Source organism: Dyella sp. 05T440 (genome assembly GCF_056395965.1).
On record NZ_JBFTKN010000012.1, the window covers coordinates 24,977 to 42,374 of the forward strand.

The following is a 17,398-nucleotide window of genomic DNA, read 5'->3' on the forward strand; positions in this document are numbered from 1 at the left end:
CTTTAGCTGGCGCGGCGCTGCTGATCCAGCCAGATGCCGAGGCCTTGCGCGTTGAGCTCCACGTCCATGCCCAGGATCTCCAGCAGTTGAGCGCGGTCACCCGACCAGCCATGCGCTTGCGCGCGGGTCAGATAGAGCTCGGTCAACGCGGTTTTCATTGCCTCATGGCGCTGTGCGGCATCTGTTGATGCATCGCCGGCGGATCGGGCGATGGACACCATCGCATCGATCTGCGCGTGCAAATCATCGGCGAGTTTTTCGACGCCTTCGACGCGGTCGTAGTGGGTGAGATACATCGCCAGCGGTTGCAGCGCGATCAGTCGATTGATCGAGGCATGCAAGGCCTTCGGGTCGAACTGCACCGGCGATGTGGTCGGCAGGATGAAAGGGCCTCTCGCCGTATCGAATTCGCGATACGACAAACCAAACGTGTCGCCCGTGAAGCACACCCGCGCGCGTTCGTCGTAAACGCTCAGATGATGACGTGCGTGTCCAGGCGTATCCAGGCAAAGCAGGGGACGACCCGATAGCGAAACCACGTGCCCATCCGGCGCTTCAACCACGCGCTCGGCGGGAATGGGGCGCAGCCGGCCATAGGTGGTCTCCATCACCTCTTGGCCATAAACCGCCGATGCACCCGCCCACAGTTGACTGGGATCGATCATGTGCCGCGCACCGCGTGGATGCACAACAAGACGCGCATTAGGCAGCTGCGCGATCAACTCGCCGGCGCCGCCGGCATGATCGAGATGAACGTGGGTGAGAATCAGCCAGTCGACGTTGGCCGGCGCAAGCCCTGCCGCGTCCAGCGCGTTGAGCATGTTGGGCACGGCATAGTTGGTGCCGCAGTCGATGAAGGCCGCGCGGGCGTTTTCCACCAGCAGATAGGCCGCATCGAAGTGCGGGCGCACGAAACCGGTGTCGATCGTATGAATGCCGTGTGCCATCGCCAACCTCGCGCTGTGGGATCAGGCGAGGTTAGCAAGGTCGCTGCGGTGGTTCACTCCCACCTTGGTCGACGGAGGATGGACGGCGCCATCCTCCGCCAATGCTTACGCTGCCGTATCGACCAGCACCAGCTCGGCATCTTCCAGCGCCGTCACGGTAAGTTTCGATTCGTCGCGAATCGCAGCGCCGTCACGCGCATCCAGCGCCACGCCGTTCACTTCGATCTTGCCCTTGGCGGGGACGAGATAGGCGTAGCGGGTGGTGTCCAAGTCGTACACCGCGGTCTCGCCGGCTTTCAGCGTCGCACCCAGCACGCGCGCATTCGTGCGCAGGGGCAGGGCATCGGCGTCATCGTTGAAGCCGCTGGCAAGCGTCACGAAGCGGCCGGAACGATCGCCCGGCGGGAACGGCTTGGTGCCCCACGACGGCGGCTTGCCGTGCTCATCGGGAATGATCCAGATCTGGAAGATCTGCGTATTGCCCGATTCCAGGTTGTATTCCGCATGCGTGATGCCCGAACCGGCACTCATCACCTGCACATCGCCAGCCACGGTGCGGCCTTTGTTGCCAAGATTGTCCTGATGCGTGATGGCGCCTTCGCGCACATAGGTGATGATTTCCATGTCCGCATGCGGATGCGGCGGAAAGCCCGTCTGCGGCGCGATGGTGTCGTCGTTCCACACGCGCAGCGCACCCCAGCCCATGCGCGCCGGGGCGTGATAGTTGGCGAACGAGAAGTGATGCTTGGCGTCGAGCCAGCCGTGGTTGGCTCCGCCCAGGCTATTAAAAGGTCGGCGGTCGATCATGCTGCACTCCTGATAGTGGGTAGCGCCTAAAAGCGCCTGCACACAAGATAAGCCCGCGCCGCGTAGTTACCAGTCACTGCAAAGGGAACGGACTGTTGCCGGAATACGCTTATGGGGTGGCGGCGGGTTGCGCCGCGAGGTTTCGAGACGCCGACCGCAGGGCTCGGCAGAATGATGAAAAAAGTCTTGCCAGACTCTTCACAAATGCCTTCGTTCTGCTATTATTTCCGACTCAGACGCGGGAATAGCTCAGTTGGTAGAGCACGACCTTGCCAAGGTCGGGGTCGCGAGTTCGAGTCTCGTTTCCCGCTCCAGTTTTCGGCAAAACCTCGGCATTCCGGGGTTTTGTTTTTTCAAACGGATGGTGACTGTTTCAGGTTACGATCCGTGCGCAATGGCCTGGTGGCAGAGTGGTCATGCAGCGGCCTGCAAAGCCGTGTACGCCGGTTCGATTCCGACCCAGGCCTCCATTGCGCACCAGTATCAACCCGCCGCCAGGCGGGTTTTTTCTTGGCCGCATCCCTGCGAGCGCCCGTCGCACGCGTGCTAGGATGCGCATCCTTCCGTATCGGCCCGGATGGCGAAACTGGTAGACGCAAGGGACTTAAAATCCCTCACCCGCAAGGGTATCCCGGTTCGATCCCGGGTCCGGGCACCATTCGCACGATCACCGCTGCGATTCGCACTATCGAGGGATGTCATGAGCGGCATCAGACTTCTCGGCCCTTTTGAGGATCGCGTTGCGGCGCAATTGCCCGAAGGCTTTGTCGTGGGCCAGTGCAAGAGTGCCGGCAGGATCGAGCAGGGTGCTGTCATCCATGGGGTGGCTCGTCGCGTCGGCGAACAGCAGTGGACTGATGAGGATGGCCACGAGATGACCGTGATGGTCGAGGATTTCGACCTTGACGCGGTGGCCTTACGGAACTGGTCAACCGGTGTCGAATGAGCTCGTCGGCGTGCTGGCGATGAGACATGTAAGGCAATGCCCTTCACGTCGGTAGGCCCTTATTGCGGATCTGTTTTTTAAGTAGTTCAGCTGCTTGCATTAACCCAGGTGGCGGCCTATGGTCATTAGGACAAACCCAAGGAGGGAGACTGGTGATCAAGGTAGTTTTAATTGACGATCACGAGCTGGTGCGCACGGGATTCAGGATGATCCTGCAGCAGCAGCCGGATATTCAGATCTGCGGCGAAGCGGGAACTGCCGAAGAAGGGTTGAGACTGATCCGCGCAAAGGCGCCGGATATCGCCCTGGTGGATGTCCATATGCCCGGCATGAGCGGCATCGAGCTGACCGAGCGCGTATCGCGCTCCAAGCTGGCCACCCACATCATCATCGTCACCGTGGTTGATGACGCACGCTTTCCTAAGCGCTTGCTCGATGCCGGCGCGCTGGGTTATCTCACCAAGGGTTGCACGTCCGACGAGCTGCTCGACGCGGTGCGTCAGGTCGCGTCCGGTCGACGCTATCTGGCCCCGGCGGTGGCGCAGCAGCTGGCGCTGGCGACGTTGGACGGGGAAGGTTCTCCGTTCGATGCCTTGTCCAGCCGTGAGCTCGAGGTGGCCATGATGCTGGTCCGTGGCAAAGCCCTGACCATGATCGGCGAGCAGCTCAATCTCAGTCCCAAGACCGTATCCACCTATAAGCAGCGCCTGATGGAAAAGCTGCAGGTGGATCATGTGATCAGCCTGGCGCATCTGATGACGATCCACGGCCTGCTCGATACCCACAACAACCAGGTGGGCAACAACCAGCCTGGCGGCTGATCTTCTCGCAGGGCAGGCATAAAAAAAGCCGGACATTCGTCCGGCTTCTTTTTTATCGACTAGACGCGTCCTCAACCGTGCGAGGAGGCGTCCTTCTTGACGTCGTCTGCCGTTTCTTCGCTAACCGCATGCGGCGCTGCGGGCTCGACGGCCTGCGGCTGCGACAGTGCGGCATGCGCCAGCAGATCGCCCTGTGCAGGCGACGCCACTGGCGTCGCTTCGGGCTCAACCATGTGCTCGGCCTTGACCGCTACCTCGTTGTGCTCGGCCACCGCGGGAGCGGCAGGCTCGGCAACGGCAGCGTGACTGATCGGCGCCGACACCGGCTCGATCTTCGGCGACACATCGAGATGTGCGCGGAAGTCGATGGTGGTGGTGGCTTCGATCGGCGTGGCCTCGACGGCAACCGGGGTGACCACCGGTTCCACGGCGTGCGTGGTGCTTGCAGGGACGTCGGTGATCGGGCTGTGCGTCGCGGCTTCGAACACCGGAGCGGCCGTCGCCATCACGGGTTCTTCGTGCGTCGGGGTGGCGTTCGTCGCTTCGCGGAAGGCGGGCGCTTCGACCTGCACATGCTCGGCGACGTATTCCACCACCGCTTCGGCAGCCGGAATCGGCGGCAGCGTCGGCAGATTGAACGAGGTGGGCGCCACGGCGCTGATCACCTGCTCGGGCGCGTGCACCGGTGCCGGCGCTGCGGCTACGGGAGCGGCTTCTTCGGACTTGATGGGCGCCACGTCGGACGTAGCGGCCGGCGATTCCTCGCGGGTCGCATGCACCACGGCCGCGGCCGTGCTGACCACCGCCGCGGTCACCTGTGCAACCGGGGCCGGGGCCGAGGTCGCAGTGGGAGCGGCAGAGCTTGCTGCCTCGGACCGGTCTTCATCGTCCAGGTCATCGAAATCCTGGCCATCGGCCGATTCCGCGGCCTGAGCGCCGGTCTGCGTGGCGTCTTCATGACGGCGACGACGACGGCCACCGCGACGACCGCGACGACGGCGCGACTGGCCGCCCTCGGCCTCCGCGGCGCCCGCGACGGCCGGAGCCGTATCCGCGGCCACAGCTTCGCCCGTGGTTTCGCCCGGTGCCACCAGATTCTGGTTCTTGATCAGCTCGGCGTCCGCAGCGTTGGCGGGGCGTTCTGCCAGCGCATGGCTGGCTGCCGGTGCGGCGGCGGCTGCCGTCGCCGCGGGCTGAGCCTGCTGGCCCTGACCCTGCGGCTGACGCGGCTGGCGCGGCTGCTGTTCCTGACGCGGCTGTTGCTGCTTGCGCTCGCCCTGTGCCGCTTGCTGGCCCTCGCCCTTGGGCTGCTGCTGACGCTCCTGCTTGGGCTGCTGGGCCTGCGGCGGACGCTCCTGCTTAGGCTGCTGCTGACGGCCGCCCTTGGCCTGCTGCTGGCCCTTCTGGCCCTGCTGGGGCTGCTCGCGGCGCTGCTGCTGGCGGTTGCCCTGCGGCTGGCCGCCCTGGGCCGGACGAGCGCGCTCGTCGCGGCGGTTGTTGTTGCGGTTGGAGCTTGCCGGTTCGGCCTTGACGGCCGGCGCGGGCGCGGCCGGTGCAGCCGTGCCGCGGAACCAGCCGAGCAGGCGCGAGATCACGCCGCCGGCGGGGGCGGGTGCGGCAGCCGGCTGGCGTGCCGCCGGTGCCTGCGCGACAGGTTCGGCAGCACTTTCTTCGCGCACGGGAGCCGGCGACGACGGCACGATGCCGCTGACGGCGGGCTGCTCGCTGCTGCCCAGGGCCTGGCCCATCTTCGGCACGGCGGACGCTTCGACGGCGGTGAGACGCTCGTAGCTGGGCTTGCTGTGCTCGCCCATGTCCGCTTCGCGGATGCGCTGGATTTCGATGTGCGGCGTCTCGAGCTTGTCGTCCGCCACGATGACCACGTGCACCTTGTTGCGCAGCTCGATCTCAACCACGCTGGCGCGCTTTTCGTTGAGCATGAAGTTGGCCACGGTCGGCGGAGCCTGCACCAGCACCTGGCCGGTGTTGTCCTTCATGGCGTGCTCTTCGATCAGACGCAGCGTGGACAGGGCCAGCGACTCGACGCCGCGGATATGGCCATGGCCTTCGCAACGCGGGCACACGATCTGGGTGGCTTCGCCAAGCGACGGACGCAGGCGCTGGCGCGACATCTCCAGCAGGCCGAAGCGCGAGATGCGGCCGATCTGCACGCGGGCGCGGTCCAGCTTCAGGGCGTCCTTGAGACGCTCTTCCACTTCGCGCTGGTGCTTGGGGCTGTCCATGTCGATGAAGTCGATCACGATCAGGCCGCCGGCATCGCGGATGCGCAGCTGGCGGGCGATTTCCACCGCCGCTTCCAGGTTGGTGTTGAACGCGGTTTCTTCGATGTCGCTGCCCTTGGTGGCCTTCGACGAGTTGATGTCGATGGCGGTGAGGGCTTCGGTCTGGTCGACCACGATCGAGCCGCCGGAGGGCAGGCGGACCTGGCGGTCGAACACGCTCTCGATCTGGGTTTCGATCTGGTAGCGCGAGAACAGCGGAGTCTCGTCGCGGTACATCTTGAGCTTGCGCAGGGCGTTGGGCATCACCTGCTGCATGAACTCGCGCGCATCGTTGTACAGCGATTCCTCGTCGATGAGGATTTCGCCGATGTCGTTGCGCAGGTAGTCGCGCAGGGCGCGGATGAACAGCTTCGATTCCTGATAGATCAGGAACGGGGCCTTCTGCGCCTGGGCGGCGCCGGAAATGGCCTTCCACAGCTGGAGCAGGTAATCGAGATCCCACTGCAGCTCTTCGGCGTCGCGGCCGAGGCCGGCGGTGCGCACGATCAGGCCGACGTCGTCAGGGACGTTGAGATGCTCGAGTGCTTCCTTCAGCGCCTGGCGATCTTCGCCTTCGATGCGACGCGACACGCCACCCGCTTTGGGGTTGTTCGGCATCAGCACCATGTAACGGCCGGCGAGGCTGATGAAGGTGGTCAGGGCAGCGCCCTTGTTGCCACGCTCCTCTTTCTCCACCTGCACGACCACTTCGTGACCTTCCTTGATGAGGTCGCGGATGTTCGCCTTGTTGGGGTCCAGGCCCGGCGTGAAGTACTCGCGGGCGACTTCCTTCAGCGGCAGAAAGCCGTGGCGTTCGGCGCCGTAGTCGACGAAGCAGGCTTCCAGGGACGGCTCGACGCGAGTGATGCGGCCCTTGTAAATATTGGCCTTTTTCTGTTCGCGGGACGGGATTTCGATATCGAGATCGTAAAGGGTCTGGCCATCGACGATGGCCACACGCAACTCTTCACGCTGAGTTGCGTTGATCAACATACGTTTCATTGTAATTTTTCCTCGGCTTGCCGCGCGTCGCGTGCCTCGGTGGCGCCAGTCACTTCGGCGGCCTGCCGGGGATCGCGCCGCTGCGGTTAAGCGGCAAATGACGGCATCGTTCTCGGTGCCGGGATGATTCTTAGGTCGCGCCAGCCGCCCCGGGTTCCCTAGGAAACCGGACAAACGACAACCCGAACCGTTACGATGTAAGGGAGCAGCAACCGGCTGCCAAAGAGGCGACCGGCGCTATCCTCGCCGACGTCACGGGGTGGGTGTCCCGCCCCTATCCGAACTTCGGCGGGGCAAGACCAAACGCCGCCCGAGTATCCTATTTCGGCAGGTTTTATTCAATGCAGACGGTAACTTCCCCCGACGCACCTCACGGTGTGCGTCAAGTTGAGATCGGCCCCGAGCGGGACGGTCAGCGCATCGACAATGCGCTCATGACGCTGCTCAAGGGGGTACCAAAGAGCATGATTTACCGCATTCTGCGCACCGGACAGGTGCGTGTGAACGGTAAGCGCGCCAAGCCCGATACGCGTCTCGCGGCGGGCGATATGCTGCGAATTCCGCCCGTGCGGGTGGCCGAAAAGGTCGAGACCAAGGGCCCGGCGGCTGGCATGGTCTCAGCCATCACTGATTCGATCATCTTCGAAGACAAGCATTTTATTGCCATCGACAAGCCCAGCGGCATCGCCAGCCACGGCGGCAGCGGCGTCAGCCACGGCGCCATCGAGCTGTTGCGGGCAGCCCGTCCCACCGAGCATGTCGAGCTGGTCCATCGTCTCGATCGCGACACCAGTGGCGTGCTGGTGTTCGCCAAGACCCGCGCCGGGCTGACCGGCTTGCAGGCGGCCATTCGCGACGGCTCGGTGGTGAAGCAATACCTCTGCCTGATGGTCGGCCATCCGAACAAAGCGAAGTTCAGCGTGAATGCGCCGCTGCTCAAGTCGATACTGCAGGGCGGCGAGCGTATGGTGAGGGTGTCGGACAACGGCAAGCCGTCGCTCACCTTCTTCCAGGAAATGGAGCAGTACCCGGGCGGCCGCCTGATGCAGGCGACCCTGGGCACTGGTCGCACCCACCAGATTCGCGTCCATGCCGCCCATATCGGTCATCCGCTGGCCGGCGACCCGAAGTACGGCGACAAAGAGATCAACAAGGGCATGAAGGAGCTGGGCCTCAACCGGCTGTTCCTGCACGCCTCGCACATGAGTTTCGAGCTGGATGGCCGTTCTTATAGTTTTTCGGCACCGATGCCCGACGATCTGAAGGATTTCCTCGACGTTCTGGCGGTCAAGGGCAACAAGATCCGTCGTCTACTGGAAAAAGCGCGCGCTCACCTCGAGCGAACGCAAGAGATGACCGGTAAGCCCACTTTCCACAAGTAAGGCGCTGGCGGCGTGAGCGACGGCGATGGGCAGCAGGCGCGGCGAGCGCATGAAACTCCACGCCCACCACAGCTCGGCGGCCACGCACAGCTGCATCAGTGAGCCGTTCGGGGTGTGCAGCAGGCCGAACAAGGCCGCCGTGACCAGGAGGATGGCCGGGCGCGGCAGGCCGGTCCGTTCCAGCCGACCCAGGACCAGGGCGAGCATCGCCCACTGCTGCAGCAGCGCCCAGGCGAGGTAGGCCACGATGTGGCGAACATCCAGATGGAGCAGGTGGTGGCCGTCAGCCAGGGTCAGCGCCAGGGCGACGGGCAGCGGCAGCAGGGGATAGATCCAATCGGACCAGCTTCGTCCGAGCCAGCCCCATTCCACCGGCCGTCGGCGCCATTCGCTCTGGCCGCCATAGACCAGCGCCGCCAGAAAGGCGGTGATGCCCGGGATGGACGCTCCCGGTCCCCAGCGCAATCCGGCGATGAGCCAAAGTGGACCGAAGGCGATCGCGGCCACTTCGGTCCATGGCCGCACCACGCCCGGACGCTGCCGGATGGCCAGCCAGGCCAGCCACGCGAGATAAAGCGCAGCCACCCCGGCATCGAGCCAGGTCGGCATATGGTTCGATGTTGCGCGCGGCAGTGCCTGCCCGAACGGAAGAATGATCGCCGCCGGCCAGAACTGGCGCACCCGGTCCCGCCACAACAGCATGGCTTCCGCGGTAGCGCCTTCCGGCAATCGCACCATTGGTGTTCGGTAGCTGGCCAGTTGCTGGGGTGTGGGGGTCCAGTTGACCGAGGATTCGGAGCCGAGCAAGCGGATGTCGGCCATCTGGCGGTCGATCTTGGGCGGCAGCGAGACGGGCTCGGGCGAGGCCAGTGCGGCCCGATGCAGGGCGAGCGTCGCTCCCGCCGGGATCGTCACCCGCAGCCGCAGCAGATACGCCACTACGTCCGGAGCGCCGCAGGGCGCGCCATCGATAGCCCGCCACGCCTGGCTCGCCAGATCGATGGACAACGAGGCCGTCTTGGTCGAAATCATGGCGGCGCGATCGGCGGAGCACGGTGTACCCGACTCAGTCGGCTGATAGCTCACGTCCAGCACGCCCTCGCGGTTGCCCTGCACGTCGATGCGCAGCACGGGCCAGTGCGCGAGGTCGATCGGTCCGGCCAGCGGCAGGCCGACTTCAAACGGCGTGCCGTCGCGGCTGGTGATCACCAGTCCGTCGGGCGTGGCGGCGAGCTCGGCCGCGCCGAACACGCGGCTCGCCACCAGATCGGAGGGGTAACGCAGCCGCCACTCCCATAGAGGCCTGCCAGCGCGCAGCGTGGCGACATCGTGGCTGGCCTGGTGAATCAACTGGCCGCGCGTGATCCAGCCGGAAAGCGCCGCCATGCACCACAGCAGCACCGCTACCGCTGCGAGGAAACCCGCAACGGGAAGCAGGCGCAGCGTGGAGTGCGCTGAGTTCAACGCTCGAGCAGAACGTCGACGCGCGCCGCGCAAATGATGTCGTTCATCGACAAGCCGCCGACATCATGGGTCGACCACAGCAGTTGGCAGTGACCGTAGCCGGCTTCGAGGTCGGGGTGGTGGTCCTCTTGATTGGCCATGAAGCCAACCGCATTGATGAAGCCGAGCGTGTGGTGAAAGTCAGGGAACTTGAAATCCTTGACGATGGCCTTGCCGTCGTCGGTGACTTTCCAGCCGGGCAGCGCGGCGAGCAGTTCCTTGAGCTTGGCGGCGTCCAGCGCGTGTTCCTTGCCCTTGCGCGGCGTGCAGTGCTGGCTGGCGAGTTGGCTGAGGTTCATGGCGAATCGTCCGTCGTGAGAGAAAGGTGCGAAGCGTCGAAGCTACGCCAGGAAAAGTCAAAGCCGGGCAGGCGACGCAAAATAGGACTAAAATGGTGCTGTATTCCCGGCCAGGCCGGTGTTTCAGCTGGAGTAGACATGATCGACATTTCAGAACGCGCGCAACGGCACTTCCTGCGCCTGCTTTCGCAGCAGGGCATCGAAGGGCTGAGCATCCGCCTGCGCGTGACCGCCCCGGGTACGCCGGCGGCCAATTGCGAGCTGGAGTTTGCCGAGCCCGACGAGCTGACCGGGCAGGAATGGACCATCGTCTGCGATGGTTTCGACTTCAACGTGGAGGGCGACAGCGCTCCCTGGCTGGAAGGCGCGAGTATCGATTTCGAGCCTAACGCCACCGGCGGCCAGCTCAATATCCGCGCGCCGCGGATCAAGGGTGAAATCCCGGGTGAGGAAGCTGGCCTGATCGAGCGCGTGCGCTATGTGCTCGAGGCCGAAGTGAATCCGAAGATCGCCTCGCACGGCGGCCGCGTGAGCCTGCTGGAAGTGAACGCCAACGGCGTGGTGATCCTGCAGTTCGGCGGCGGCTGCCACGGTTGCGGCATGGTCGACGTCACGCTCAAGCACGGCGTGGAAAAGACCTTGCGAGAACGCGTGCCGGAAATCACCGAAGTGCGCGACGCCACCGATCATAGTGGCGGCAGCAATCCCTACTACAGCAAGAAAGAAGGGCAGTCCGCGCTAAGCTGATCAACAGCCGTCTGGACGTCCAAAAAAAAGGCCCGCGCGATGCGGGCCTTTTCACTATTGCGGTGTGGCTTACTTGTCGCCCTGGATATGACCTTGCAGCGTATCGAGCTTGGTCGGCAGGCTGGAGAAGTAGGCGGCAACGTCCTGGATGTCCTGGTCCGACAGCTGCGCCACGAAGCCCTTCATGATGGCGTTGTCGCGCTGACCGGTCTTGTACTCGTTGAGTGCCTGCTGCAGGTACATGTTGTACTGGCCGGCCAGGCGCGGGTACTGGGGATCGATCGAGTTGCCGTCGGTGCCGTGGCAGGCGAAGCAGGTGGCCGCCTTCTGCTTGCCGTTTTCGATATTGCCGGCAGCCAGCAGCTGGGTGGAAGCGAACGCCAGGACGGCGCCGAAGGAAAGCAGGGTGAGTGCACGATGCATGCGTTCGGGTCCTTGGCTTACTTGGCGAGGCTGGACAGGTAGGCGGCGATGTCCTGGATGTCCTGGTCGGACAGACTCTGCGCCTGGGCCATCATGGTCGGATGCTTGCGCTCGCCGGCCTTGTATTCGTGCAGTGCACTGATGATGTATTGCTGGTTCTGGCCGGCGATGCGCGGCACGGGATAGTTCGGATACGCGTTGGCGTAACCGGGTACGCCATGACAACCATTGCACGTATAGATCAACTTGCGTCCGGCAGCTTTATCACCCTCGGCATGCACGCTGGCAGTGGCGAAAAGAGCTGCGGCCACGGTCAGGCCAAGCAGTTGCAGTCGAGTCATCAGCATCGTCCCCACGATTCCGGCTGGTACATGGTGAAAGTCCCGGAAGTATAGTCGTAGCGTTCACGAACGGACAACATGTCGCAAGCCACTGATTCCAATCAGTGCAAGGTTTCACAGTAGCGGGGAGGTGCAGGCGCGCCCCCGCGCTGCGCAACGTCACACGCAAAGGACCGAGCATGAAAGGAAGGCTGGAAAATGCGGGAAAACGACGTGGCCTGAAGGCTGCGCTGACGATGGCGATGGCCTTGGGCGTCGCCTGGAGCGGGGCCCAGGCGCAGGCCGCACCCCCTGCGGCAGATTACCGCATCGTCGGCTATGTCTCCGATTCCCAGCCGTTGCCGCCGGTGAGTGCGCAGAAGCTCGACGTCATCAACTATGCGTTTGCGAAGGTGGACGTCAAAGGGGATGTGCAATTTCCCAGCCCCGTCGCAGGCCAGACGCTGGCGACCTTCACCGGTCTGCGCAAGATCAATCCCAACCTCAAGATCATCGTCTCCGTAGGCGGCTGGGGCGCGGACTTTTTCTCCGATGTGGCCTTGAGCGCCGACACGCGCCAGCGCATGGCCGAGAGCGTGGCCGCCTTCATCGAAAAATACGATGTGGATGGCGTGGATCTGGACTGGGAATACCCGACGCTGGCGGGCCCCGGCATCAGCCATCGCCCTGAGGACAAGCGCAATTTCAGCCTCTTGCTGGAAGCGTTGCGTGCCCGCCTGGACAAGCTGGGTGCGGCGCATCATGGCCGCCATTACTTGCTGACGATTGCTGCCGCCGACGGAGAGTTCGTGGCGGGCATCGAGCTGGAGCGCGTGTCGCGTTCGCTCGACTGGATCAACCTGATGACTTACGACTTCCACAACAGCCTGACGCCGACCACCGGGCATCACGCGGGGCTGCATCTGGCTGATATGGCTCCGGCGGACGATCGTGCGGGTGACAAGGCGGTGGCGCAGTTCCTTGCGGCGGGTGTGCCGGCGAAGAAGCTCAATCTTGGTGCGGCGTTCTATGGGCGCGCGTTCTCAGGTGTCGATCCGGCGCACGATGGTTTGCAGCAGAAGTACGCCAAGTACGCGGGCAGTCCTTCGTGGCAGGAGCTGGTGGCCAGTTATATCGACAAGAATGGCTATGTGCGCCATTGGGATGCGAAGGCGCAGGCGCCGTATTTGTGGAATGCCAAGACGCGGACGTTTGTTACTTATGAGGATCCGCAGTCGTTGCGGGCGAAGGTGGCGTTCGTCAAGGCGAAGGGGTTGGGTGGGGTGATGTATTGGGAGCAGAGTTTGGATCGGAATGAGGAGTTGTTGGGGGTGTTGGATGAGGCGTTGGGTCATCGCTGACTTTCGCTCTTCATCCTGGCGCAGATATCACTTGCTCCTGATCCCGGCGCAGGCCGGGATCCAGAGCCTCGGTTTCTGATTGTCGCGTTGACGCCAGGGTGCCGCCTACGCGGCGGGCGTTTCGATCGGCTGCCGCCGACCGAGTCACTTTTCTTTTGCTGGCCCAAAAGATCCCACGGGACTAGCTTCGCGTCGAAAGTAACCCAAAGAAAATGGCCTGATAACGCCCGCAGCATCGTGTTGGGATAAGCCCGAGCGCTCGAGGCGGGCCGTCAGGGGACAACCTCCGAGGGTACACAGGGGATACTTCAATGCGCTGCGCAACGCGCCCGAATCGCTGAGGACTTAAAGCGGGGGCTCGCTTCGCTTTGGCTTTAGAGCGTCCCAATTCGAACTGGGTGCCGCGCCCGGCGCTCGTCTGTGGGAGCGCACCCTGTGCGCGACAGCCACGCTGGGGTGTACCGCTCCGTAGGTTTGTCGCGCACAGGGTGCGCTCCCACACGGTCTGCCGTTTCGGCTCGCTTAGAGCAAGCTCTTCACGATATGAATGCCGGCGGTGTATTCGCCGATGATCGTGCCCAGGCACACCAGGAAGAAGTTGAGCAGGGTGCGGGCGACGCGGTTGCTCCACCAGCCGCGCCAGTGGCCGATGTCGTCGCGTAGTGTTTCGAAATCGGCCACGCGCGGGCGGCGCACCCAGGCTTCCACCATCGCGCTGATGCCGCCGGAGGGAATGCCGGGGCGGAAGGGTTTGATCGGGCCGGCAATGAATGCGGCGAGCACGCTCAGGGGATGGGCACCGGCAATGATGGCGCCGATGGCGGAGAAGCCGCCGGTGTAGAGCACCCAGTCGCGCAAGGCGGCTGCACCCAGTGATGGGCTGCGGTAGAAGGCGAATCCAATGGCAATGAACACCGCCAACACCAGGCCAAGGGCCACCCACTTCGGCCACACCGACTTGGGCGGTGCTGCGGAGAGCGCGGCGGCTTCCGTCGCGGGATCGCTTTGCTGGGTGCGCAACTGTTCGCACAAACCCTTGAGGTGTCCGGCACCGATCACTACTAGCACACGACGGCCTTCGCCGTAACCCGACTGGGCGGCTTGTTCGCGCAAGCGCGCTGCCATGTACGCGTCGCGTTCGGCGATCAAGGCGCGATAGAGCGGCGCGGAGTTGGTGGCGAACTCACTGAAGGCGCTTTCCAGCATGTCGCCTTGCTTGAGTTTTTCGATTTCGGCTTCCTGGATATTCTCGCGTTCGAACACGCTGGCAATCAGGCCGCCCATCAGGCCGAAGCGCTGCCAGAAACCGACGCTATGCCAGGCACGACGCAGCGTGGTGCCGACTTCGCGATCCACCAGCCACACGGGCACGCCGCGTTGATCGGCGCCGTCCATGCCTGCTTTCATTTCTGCGCCGGGCTGGATGCCGTACTGCTCTGCAAGGCGCTTCTGGAACGAGGACAGCACCAGGCTGGCCGCGACCATGCCGGCCTTGCCCTGGCGGATCACCTGGAACAGATCCATCTGCTTGAACGCTTCGGGATCGCGCATGCCTTGGGCGCGGCTCTCGCAAAGCTCCACGGCGACGGCGTCGAAGGTTTCATGCGCGAGCAGCGCTTCCACTGCATCGACGCTGGTGCGCGATACGTGCGCCGTGCCTAGCACCACGTATTCCACGCCGTCGCGCGTGACGCGCTCGATCGGTTGGTCGCGCAGCACGGGCGGCAGGGAATCGGTGATGTCGGTCTGGCTCATGCGTGGTGTCGGTGTGGCTCAGGCGAAGACTGCGTGGAATGGCAGAGGCGCGAGACTGGTCGCGTCACCGTGGTATTAGTCGCGAAAACGCTTGAGCAGATCGCCGTACGCATCGATGCGACGATCGCGCAGGAACGGCCAGATGCGGCGGACGTGTTCGCTGCGCGCCATGTCGACATCGGCGATCAACAGTTCGCGGCCATCCGTACCGGCCTGCGCCAGGAATTCACCCTGGGGACCTGCGACGAAACTGGTGCCCCAGAACTGGATGCCGTTGCCCACGCCCGCCTTGTCGGCTTCGAAGCCGGTGCGGTTGCACGACAACAGCGGCAGGCCGTTGGCAACAGCATGTCCTCGTTGCACCGTGACCCAGGCTTCGCGCTGGCGATCCTTCTCGGCCTGGTCGTCCTGCGGGTCCCAGCCGATGGCGGTGGGATAGAGCAGCAGGTCGGCGCCGGCCAGCGCCATCAGGCGCGCGGCTTCCGGATACCACTGGTCCCAGCACACCAGCACGCCCAGGCGACCCACCGAGGTGTCGATCGGCTCGAAGCCGATGTCGCCCGGCGTGAAGTAAAACTTTTCGTAGAACGCCGGGTCGTCGGGGATATGCATCTTGCGGTATTTGCCCGCGATGGCTGCGGAGCGGTCAAACACCACGGCGGTGTTGTGGTACAGACCGGTGGCGCGCTTTTCGAACAGCGAGGCGACCACCACCAGCTTCAGCTCTTCGGCCAGTTTGCCGATGCGAGCGGTACTGGGACCCGGAATGGTCTCGGCCAGGTCGAATTCGTCCACCGACTCGCGCTGGCAGAAATACGGGCCGTTGTGCAGTTCCTGCAGCAGCACCAGTTCCACGCCCCTGGCTGCGGCGTCGCGCAGGCCTGCCTCAATGGCGTCGAGATTGGCGTCGCGGCTGCCGCGGTCGGTTTCCTGCAGCAGGGCGACTTTGAGGGTCTTGCGGGTCATCGGTGGGCTTCCAGAAAAGGCTGCTGGGGAGCAGATCGCAGAGTCTAGCGGATACAGCCGCCCGGCCCCGTTTCGGAGCGGACGTCAATTCATCTATATGGTGTGCTTCGAGCCGGTTTCCAGCAGCTCTCAGACGATGCCGGTCGGCAGCTGCATGGTGATGCAGTGCAGGCTGCCGTTCTGCCAGATCAGCGGGCGGCAAGGCACTTGCACGATCTCGCGGCCCGGATGGGCTTCACCGATGATGCGCGCGGCCTCGTCGTCGGCGGCGTCGCCATAGGCGGGCACCAGCACGGCATCGTTGACGATCAGGTAGTTCGCATAAGAGGCGGCCAGGCGACGGCCCTCATCCACGATCGGCTTGGCCCAGGGCAGGGGATAGAGCGTGTACGGCTTGCCTGCGGGCGTGCGCAGCGCGGCGAGTTCTTCGCCCATGCGCTTGAGCTCGTCATAGTGCGGATCGCTGCTGTCGTCGCAGGCCTGGTACACGATGCGTTCGCCCGGCGCGAAGCGGGCCAGCGTATCGATATGCGCGTCGGTGTCGTCGCCTTCGAGGTAGCCGTAGTCCAGCCACAGCACGCGCCTGGCGTGCAGGCTGTCGCTGAGGATCTCGGTCATCTGCTCGCGGGACTGTTCCGGGTGGCGCTGGGTCAGGCAGCGCCAGGTGGTGAGCACGGTGCCTTCGCCATCGCTTTCGATACCGCCGCCTTCCAGCGCCCAGTCGATGCGTTTGTGCATGGCCTTGCCAAACACGCCTTCCTGCACGAGGCCGGCAATCAGCGCGTCGTCCTGCTCGGCGCCGAACTTGCCGCCCCAGCCGGTGAAGCGGAAATCGGTCAGCTGATACTGCCCGCCATCGGCCTTCAAGGTGATCGGACCGGAATCGCGCAACCAGGTGTCGTCGTAGGGCAGCTCGACGAAACGGATCTTGGACAGATCGACGCCTTCACCGGTCAGCAAGGCCTGCACGCGCAGGCGCAGCGGGTTGTCGCCCACCACGATGATCAACGGCTGGAAACGCGTGACCGCGGCGGCCAGCGCGACATAGGTGGTTTCCACATCCGCGAGGCGGTCGGCCCAGTCGGTGCCGGCGTGCGGCCACGCGATCAACACGGCCGATTGCGGCTCCCATTCCGCCGGAAGGCGAAGGCTTTGGTCGGTCATCGTCAACAGTTCTCTTGCAGCGGGGACGGCAGCAGCTGCCCGGGGCAGACTACGAGGGCCGCAGAGTGTAAACGATGAGGTGTGACAGGGCAGAAAAGAGAACGCGGCCCGTGTTGCCACGGACCGCGTCTAGCCCATGCCGGCGTCGATCAGTTGACCGAGGCTGGATTGGTGTTGTTGCCCGCCGGTGTGTTGAGCACGGCGTGGATCACGTGACTCTTCTCGAAATACACGATGAAATTCGCGTAATCCCAGCGGTTGATCACCGGATGCTTGTCGCTGTCGCCGCCACGGGGCGAGAGCTTGCGCTGCGGAGCACCGTACTTTTTCTCCACCTCGGCCATGCTCATGCCGCGGCCGGGCAGGTCCATGCCCTTTTCCTGCTGCACGCGGTTGACGAGCAGGCTGTCCGCTTTGGCGGCAACCGGGGCACTCATGCCGGCGGTGGCCAGCAGGGCGATGGACAGGCTGATGCTGAACTTGCTGATTCCGTACTTGTTCACGGTTCCCCTCTCCGCACAAGGCGTTGCCGCGTCGTTGTAGCAGAAGTATCGGGCCTTAGCCATGCGAATCTGCGGCGATTGCGACGGCGTGGGCATTCGTTGTGAGGAACCGGGCGCAGGGCCCGCTATCATGGGCGGCTACGGCCGGCACCCGGCCGGCTCCGGGGGCC

General features: G+C 64.1%; 16 protein-coding genes and 3 tRNA genes. 8 read left to right on the top strand and 11 right to left on the bottom strand.

The window, feature by feature from the left end:
- Positions 1-2 precede the first annotated feature (2 nt).
- Together AC1DE1_RS15660 and AC1DE1_RS15665 are read right to left on the bottom strand one after the other, a co-directional pair.
- The gene (locus AC1DE1_RS15660; RefSeq protein WP_477175922.1) at positions 3-947 is read right to left on the bottom strand and encodes an MBL fold metallo-hydrolase; all 945 of its coding nucleotides are present in this window, start codon (positions 945-947) and stop codon (positions 3-5) included.
- A gap of 105 nt (positions 948-1,052) precedes the next feature.
- On the bottom strand, positions 1,053-1,754 hold the full coding sequence (locus AC1DE1_RS15665) for a pirin family protein (protein ID WP_441611300.1): 702 nt from the start codon (positions 1,752-1,754) through the stop codon (positions 1,053-1,055).
- A gap of 238 nt (positions 1,755-1,992) precedes the next feature.
- On the opposite strand from AC1DE1_RS15665, the gene AC1DE1_RS15670 reads away from it, so the two are divergent.
- The 5 genes from AC1DE1_RS15670 (at position 1,993) to AC1DE1_RS15690 (ending at position 3,521) form a co-directional block, all read left to right on the top strand.
- Positions 1,993-2,068 (top strand) — tRNA-Gly (locus tag AC1DE1_RS15670).
- A gap of 82 nt (positions 2,069-2,150) precedes the next feature.
- Positions 2,151-2,224 (top strand) — tRNA-Cys (locus AC1DE1_RS15675).
- A gap of 101 nt (positions 2,225-2,325) precedes the next feature.
- A tRNA-Leu gene (locus AC1DE1_RS15680) sits at positions 2,326-2,412 on the top strand.
- Positions 2,413-2,454: 42 nt separating this feature from the next.
- Positions 2,455-2,700 carry a hypothetical protein gene (locus AC1DE1_RS15685; protein WP_441605659.1) on the top strand — a complete coding sequence of 82 codons (246 nt, stop codon included), beginning with the start codon at positions 2,455-2,457 and terminating at the stop codon, positions 2,698-2,700.
- A gap of 152 nt (positions 2,701-2,852) precedes the next feature.
- On the top strand, positions 2,853-3,521 hold the full coding sequence (locus tag AC1DE1_RS15690; RefSeq protein WP_441605658.1) for a response regulator: 669 nt from the start codon (positions 2,853-2,855) through the stop codon (positions 3,519-3,521).
- A 71-nt stretch (positions 3,522-3,592) separates the two neighbouring features.
- On the opposite strand, the gene AC1DE1_RS15695 is transcribed toward AC1DE1_RS15690, so the two are convergent.
- The gene (locus AC1DE1_RS15695) at positions 3,593-6,805 is read right to left on the bottom strand and encodes an Rne/Rng family ribonuclease (protein ID WP_477175921.1); all 3,213 of its coding nucleotides are present in this window, start codon (positions 6,803-6,805) and stop codon (positions 3,593-3,595) included.
- 341 nt (positions 6,806-7,146) lie between these two features.
- Between AC1DE1_RS15695 and AC1DE1_RS15700 the strand changes: the two genes are divergently transcribed.
- Positions 7,147-8,187: an RluA family pseudouridine synthase gene (locus AC1DE1_RS15700; RefSeq protein ID WP_477176039.1), complete on the top strand. Its 1,041-nt coding sequence runs from the start codon at positions 7,147-7,149 to the stop codon at positions 8,185-8,187.
- Here the strand turns inward: AC1DE1_RS15700 and AC1DE1_RS15705 are convergent.
- Both AC1DE1_RS15705 and AC1DE1_RS15710 read right to left on the bottom strand, forming a co-directional pair.
- Complete coding sequence (locus AC1DE1_RS15705; protein ID WP_477175920.1) at positions 8,116-9,651, bottom strand: CPBP family glutamic-type intramembrane protease; 1,536 nt, start codon at positions 9,649-9,651, stop codon at positions 8,116-8,118. The two genes, AC1DE1_RS15700 and AC1DE1_RS15705, sit on opposite strands and share 72 nt — an antisense overlap.
- Positions 9,648-9,989 (bottom strand): 4a-hydroxytetrahydrobiopterin dehydratase, encoded by a 342-nt coding sequence (locus AC1DE1_RS15710; protein WP_477164469.1) that lies wholly within the window; start codon positions 9,987-9,989, stop codon positions 9,648-9,650. The genes AC1DE1_RS15705 and AC1DE1_RS15710 overlap by 4 nt, the downstream gene beginning before the upstream one ends.
- Positions 9,990-10,127: 138 nt before the next feature.
- Between AC1DE1_RS15710 and AC1DE1_RS15715 the strand changes: the two genes are divergently transcribed.
- Entirely contained in the window at positions 10,128-10,736 is a 609-nt protein-coding gene (locus tag AC1DE1_RS15715) for an NfuA family Fe-S biogenesis protein (RefSeq protein ID WP_441605653.1), read from the top strand.
- Between the two features lie 69 nt (positions 10,737-10,805).
- On the opposite strand, the gene AC1DE1_RS15720 is transcribed toward AC1DE1_RS15715, so the two are convergent.
- On the bottom strand, positions 10,806-11,159 hold the full coding sequence (locus AC1DE1_RS15720) for a c-type cytochrome (RefSeq protein ID WP_046971168.1): 354 nt from the start codon (positions 11,157-11,159) through the stop codon (positions 10,806-10,808).
- 17 nt (positions 11,160-11,176) lie between these two features.
- Positions 11,177-11,500: a c-type cytochrome gene (locus tag AC1DE1_RS15725; RefSeq protein ID WP_046971176.1), complete on the bottom strand. Its 324-nt coding sequence runs from the start codon at positions 11,498-11,500 to the stop codon at positions 11,177-11,179.
- Between the two features lie 179 nt (positions 11,501-11,679).
- Between AC1DE1_RS15725 and AC1DE1_RS15730 the strand changes: the two genes are divergently transcribed.
- A complete protein-coding gene (locus AC1DE1_RS15730) occupies positions 11,680-12,840 on the top strand; it encodes a glycoside hydrolase family 18 protein (RefSeq protein WP_477175919.1) in 1,161 nt (386 codons plus the stop codon).
- 522 nt (positions 12,841-13,362) lie between these two features.
- Here AC1DE1_RS15730 and AC1DE1_RS15735 read toward each other — a convergent pair.
- The 4 genes from AC1DE1_RS15735 to AC1DE1_RS15750 all read right to left on the bottom strand — a co-directional run bounded on the left by AC1DE1_RS15735 (position 13,363) and on the right by AC1DE1_RS15750 (position 17,213).
- Positions 13,363-14,595 carry a TraB/GumN family protein gene (locus AC1DE1_RS15735; RefSeq protein WP_441602442.1) on the bottom strand — a complete coding sequence of 411 codons (1,233 nt, stop codon included), beginning with the start codon at positions 14,593-14,595 and terminating at the stop codon, positions 13,363-13,365.
- Positions 14,596-14,670: 75 nt separating this feature from the next.
- Complete coding sequence (locus AC1DE1_RS15740; RefSeq protein ID WP_441602441.1) at positions 14,671-15,561, bottom strand: carbon-nitrogen hydrolase; 891 nt, start codon at positions 15,559-15,561, stop codon at positions 14,671-14,673.
- A gap of 129 nt (positions 15,562-15,690) precedes the next feature.
- Positions 15,691-16,725, bottom strand: coding sequence for an agmatine deiminase family protein (locus AC1DE1_RS15745; protein ID WP_477177511.1), 1,035 nt, complete (start codon positions 16,723-16,725; stop codon positions 15,691-15,693).
- Positions 16,726-16,874: 149 nt separating this feature from the next.
- Positions 16,875-17,213 (bottom strand): hypothetical protein, encoded by a 339-nt coding sequence (locus AC1DE1_RS15750; protein WP_441602451.1) that lies wholly within the window; start codon positions 17,211-17,213, stop codon positions 16,875-16,877.
- Positions 17,214-17,398 lie beyond the last annotated feature (185 nt).

Coding starts and splice junctions, on each gene's coding strand:
- AC1DE1_RS15745 (WP_477177511.1), bottom strand. CDS start 16,725: ATGACCGACCAAAGCCTTCGCCTTCCGGCGGAATGGGAGCCGCAATCG.
- AC1DE1_RS15735 (WP_441602442.1), bottom strand. CDS start 14,595: ATGAGCCAGACCGACATCACCGATTCCCTGCCGCCCGTGCTGCGCGAC.
- AC1DE1_RS15740 (WP_441602441.1), bottom strand. CDS start 15,561: ATGACCCGCAAGACCCTCAAAGTCGCCCTGCTGCAGGAAACCGACCGC.
- AC1DE1_RS15710 (WP_477164469.1), bottom strand. CDS start 9,989: ATGAACCTCAGCCAACTCGCCAGCCAGCACTGCACGCCGCGCAAGGGC.
- AC1DE1_RS15660 (WP_477175922.1), bottom strand. CDS start 947: ATGGCACACGGCATTCATACGATCGACACCGGTTTCGTGCGCCCGCAC.
- AC1DE1_RS15715 (WP_441605653.1), top strand. CDS start 10,128: ATGATCGACATTTCAGAACGCGCGCAACGGCACTTCCTGCGCCTGCTT.
- AC1DE1_RS15665 (WP_441611300.1), bottom strand. CDS start 1,754: ATGATCGACCGCCGACCTTTTAATAGCCTGGGCGGAGCCAACCACGGC.
- AC1DE1_RS15730 (WP_477175919.1), top strand. CDS start 11,680: ATGAAAGGAAGGCTGGAAAATGCGGGAAAACGACGTGGCCTGAAGGCT.
- AC1DE1_RS15685 (WP_441605659.1), top strand. CDS start 2,455: ATGAGCGGCATCAGACTTCTCGGCCCTTTTGAGGATCGCGTTGCGGCG.
- AC1DE1_RS15700 (WP_477176039.1), top strand. CDS start 7,147: ATGCAGACGGTAACTTCCCCCGACGCACCTCACGGTGTGCGTCAAGTT.
- AC1DE1_RS15720 (WP_046971168.1), bottom strand. CDS start 11,159: ATGCATCGTGCACTCACCCTGCTTTCCTTCGGCGCCGTCCTGGCGTTC.
- AC1DE1_RS15725 (WP_046971176.1), bottom strand. CDS start 11,500: ATGACTCGACTGCAACTGCTTGGCCTGACCGTGGCCGCAGCTCTTTTC.
- AC1DE1_RS15695 (WP_477175921.1), bottom strand. CDS start 6,805: ATGAAACGTATGTTGATCAACGCAACTCAGCGTGAAGAGTTGCGTGTG.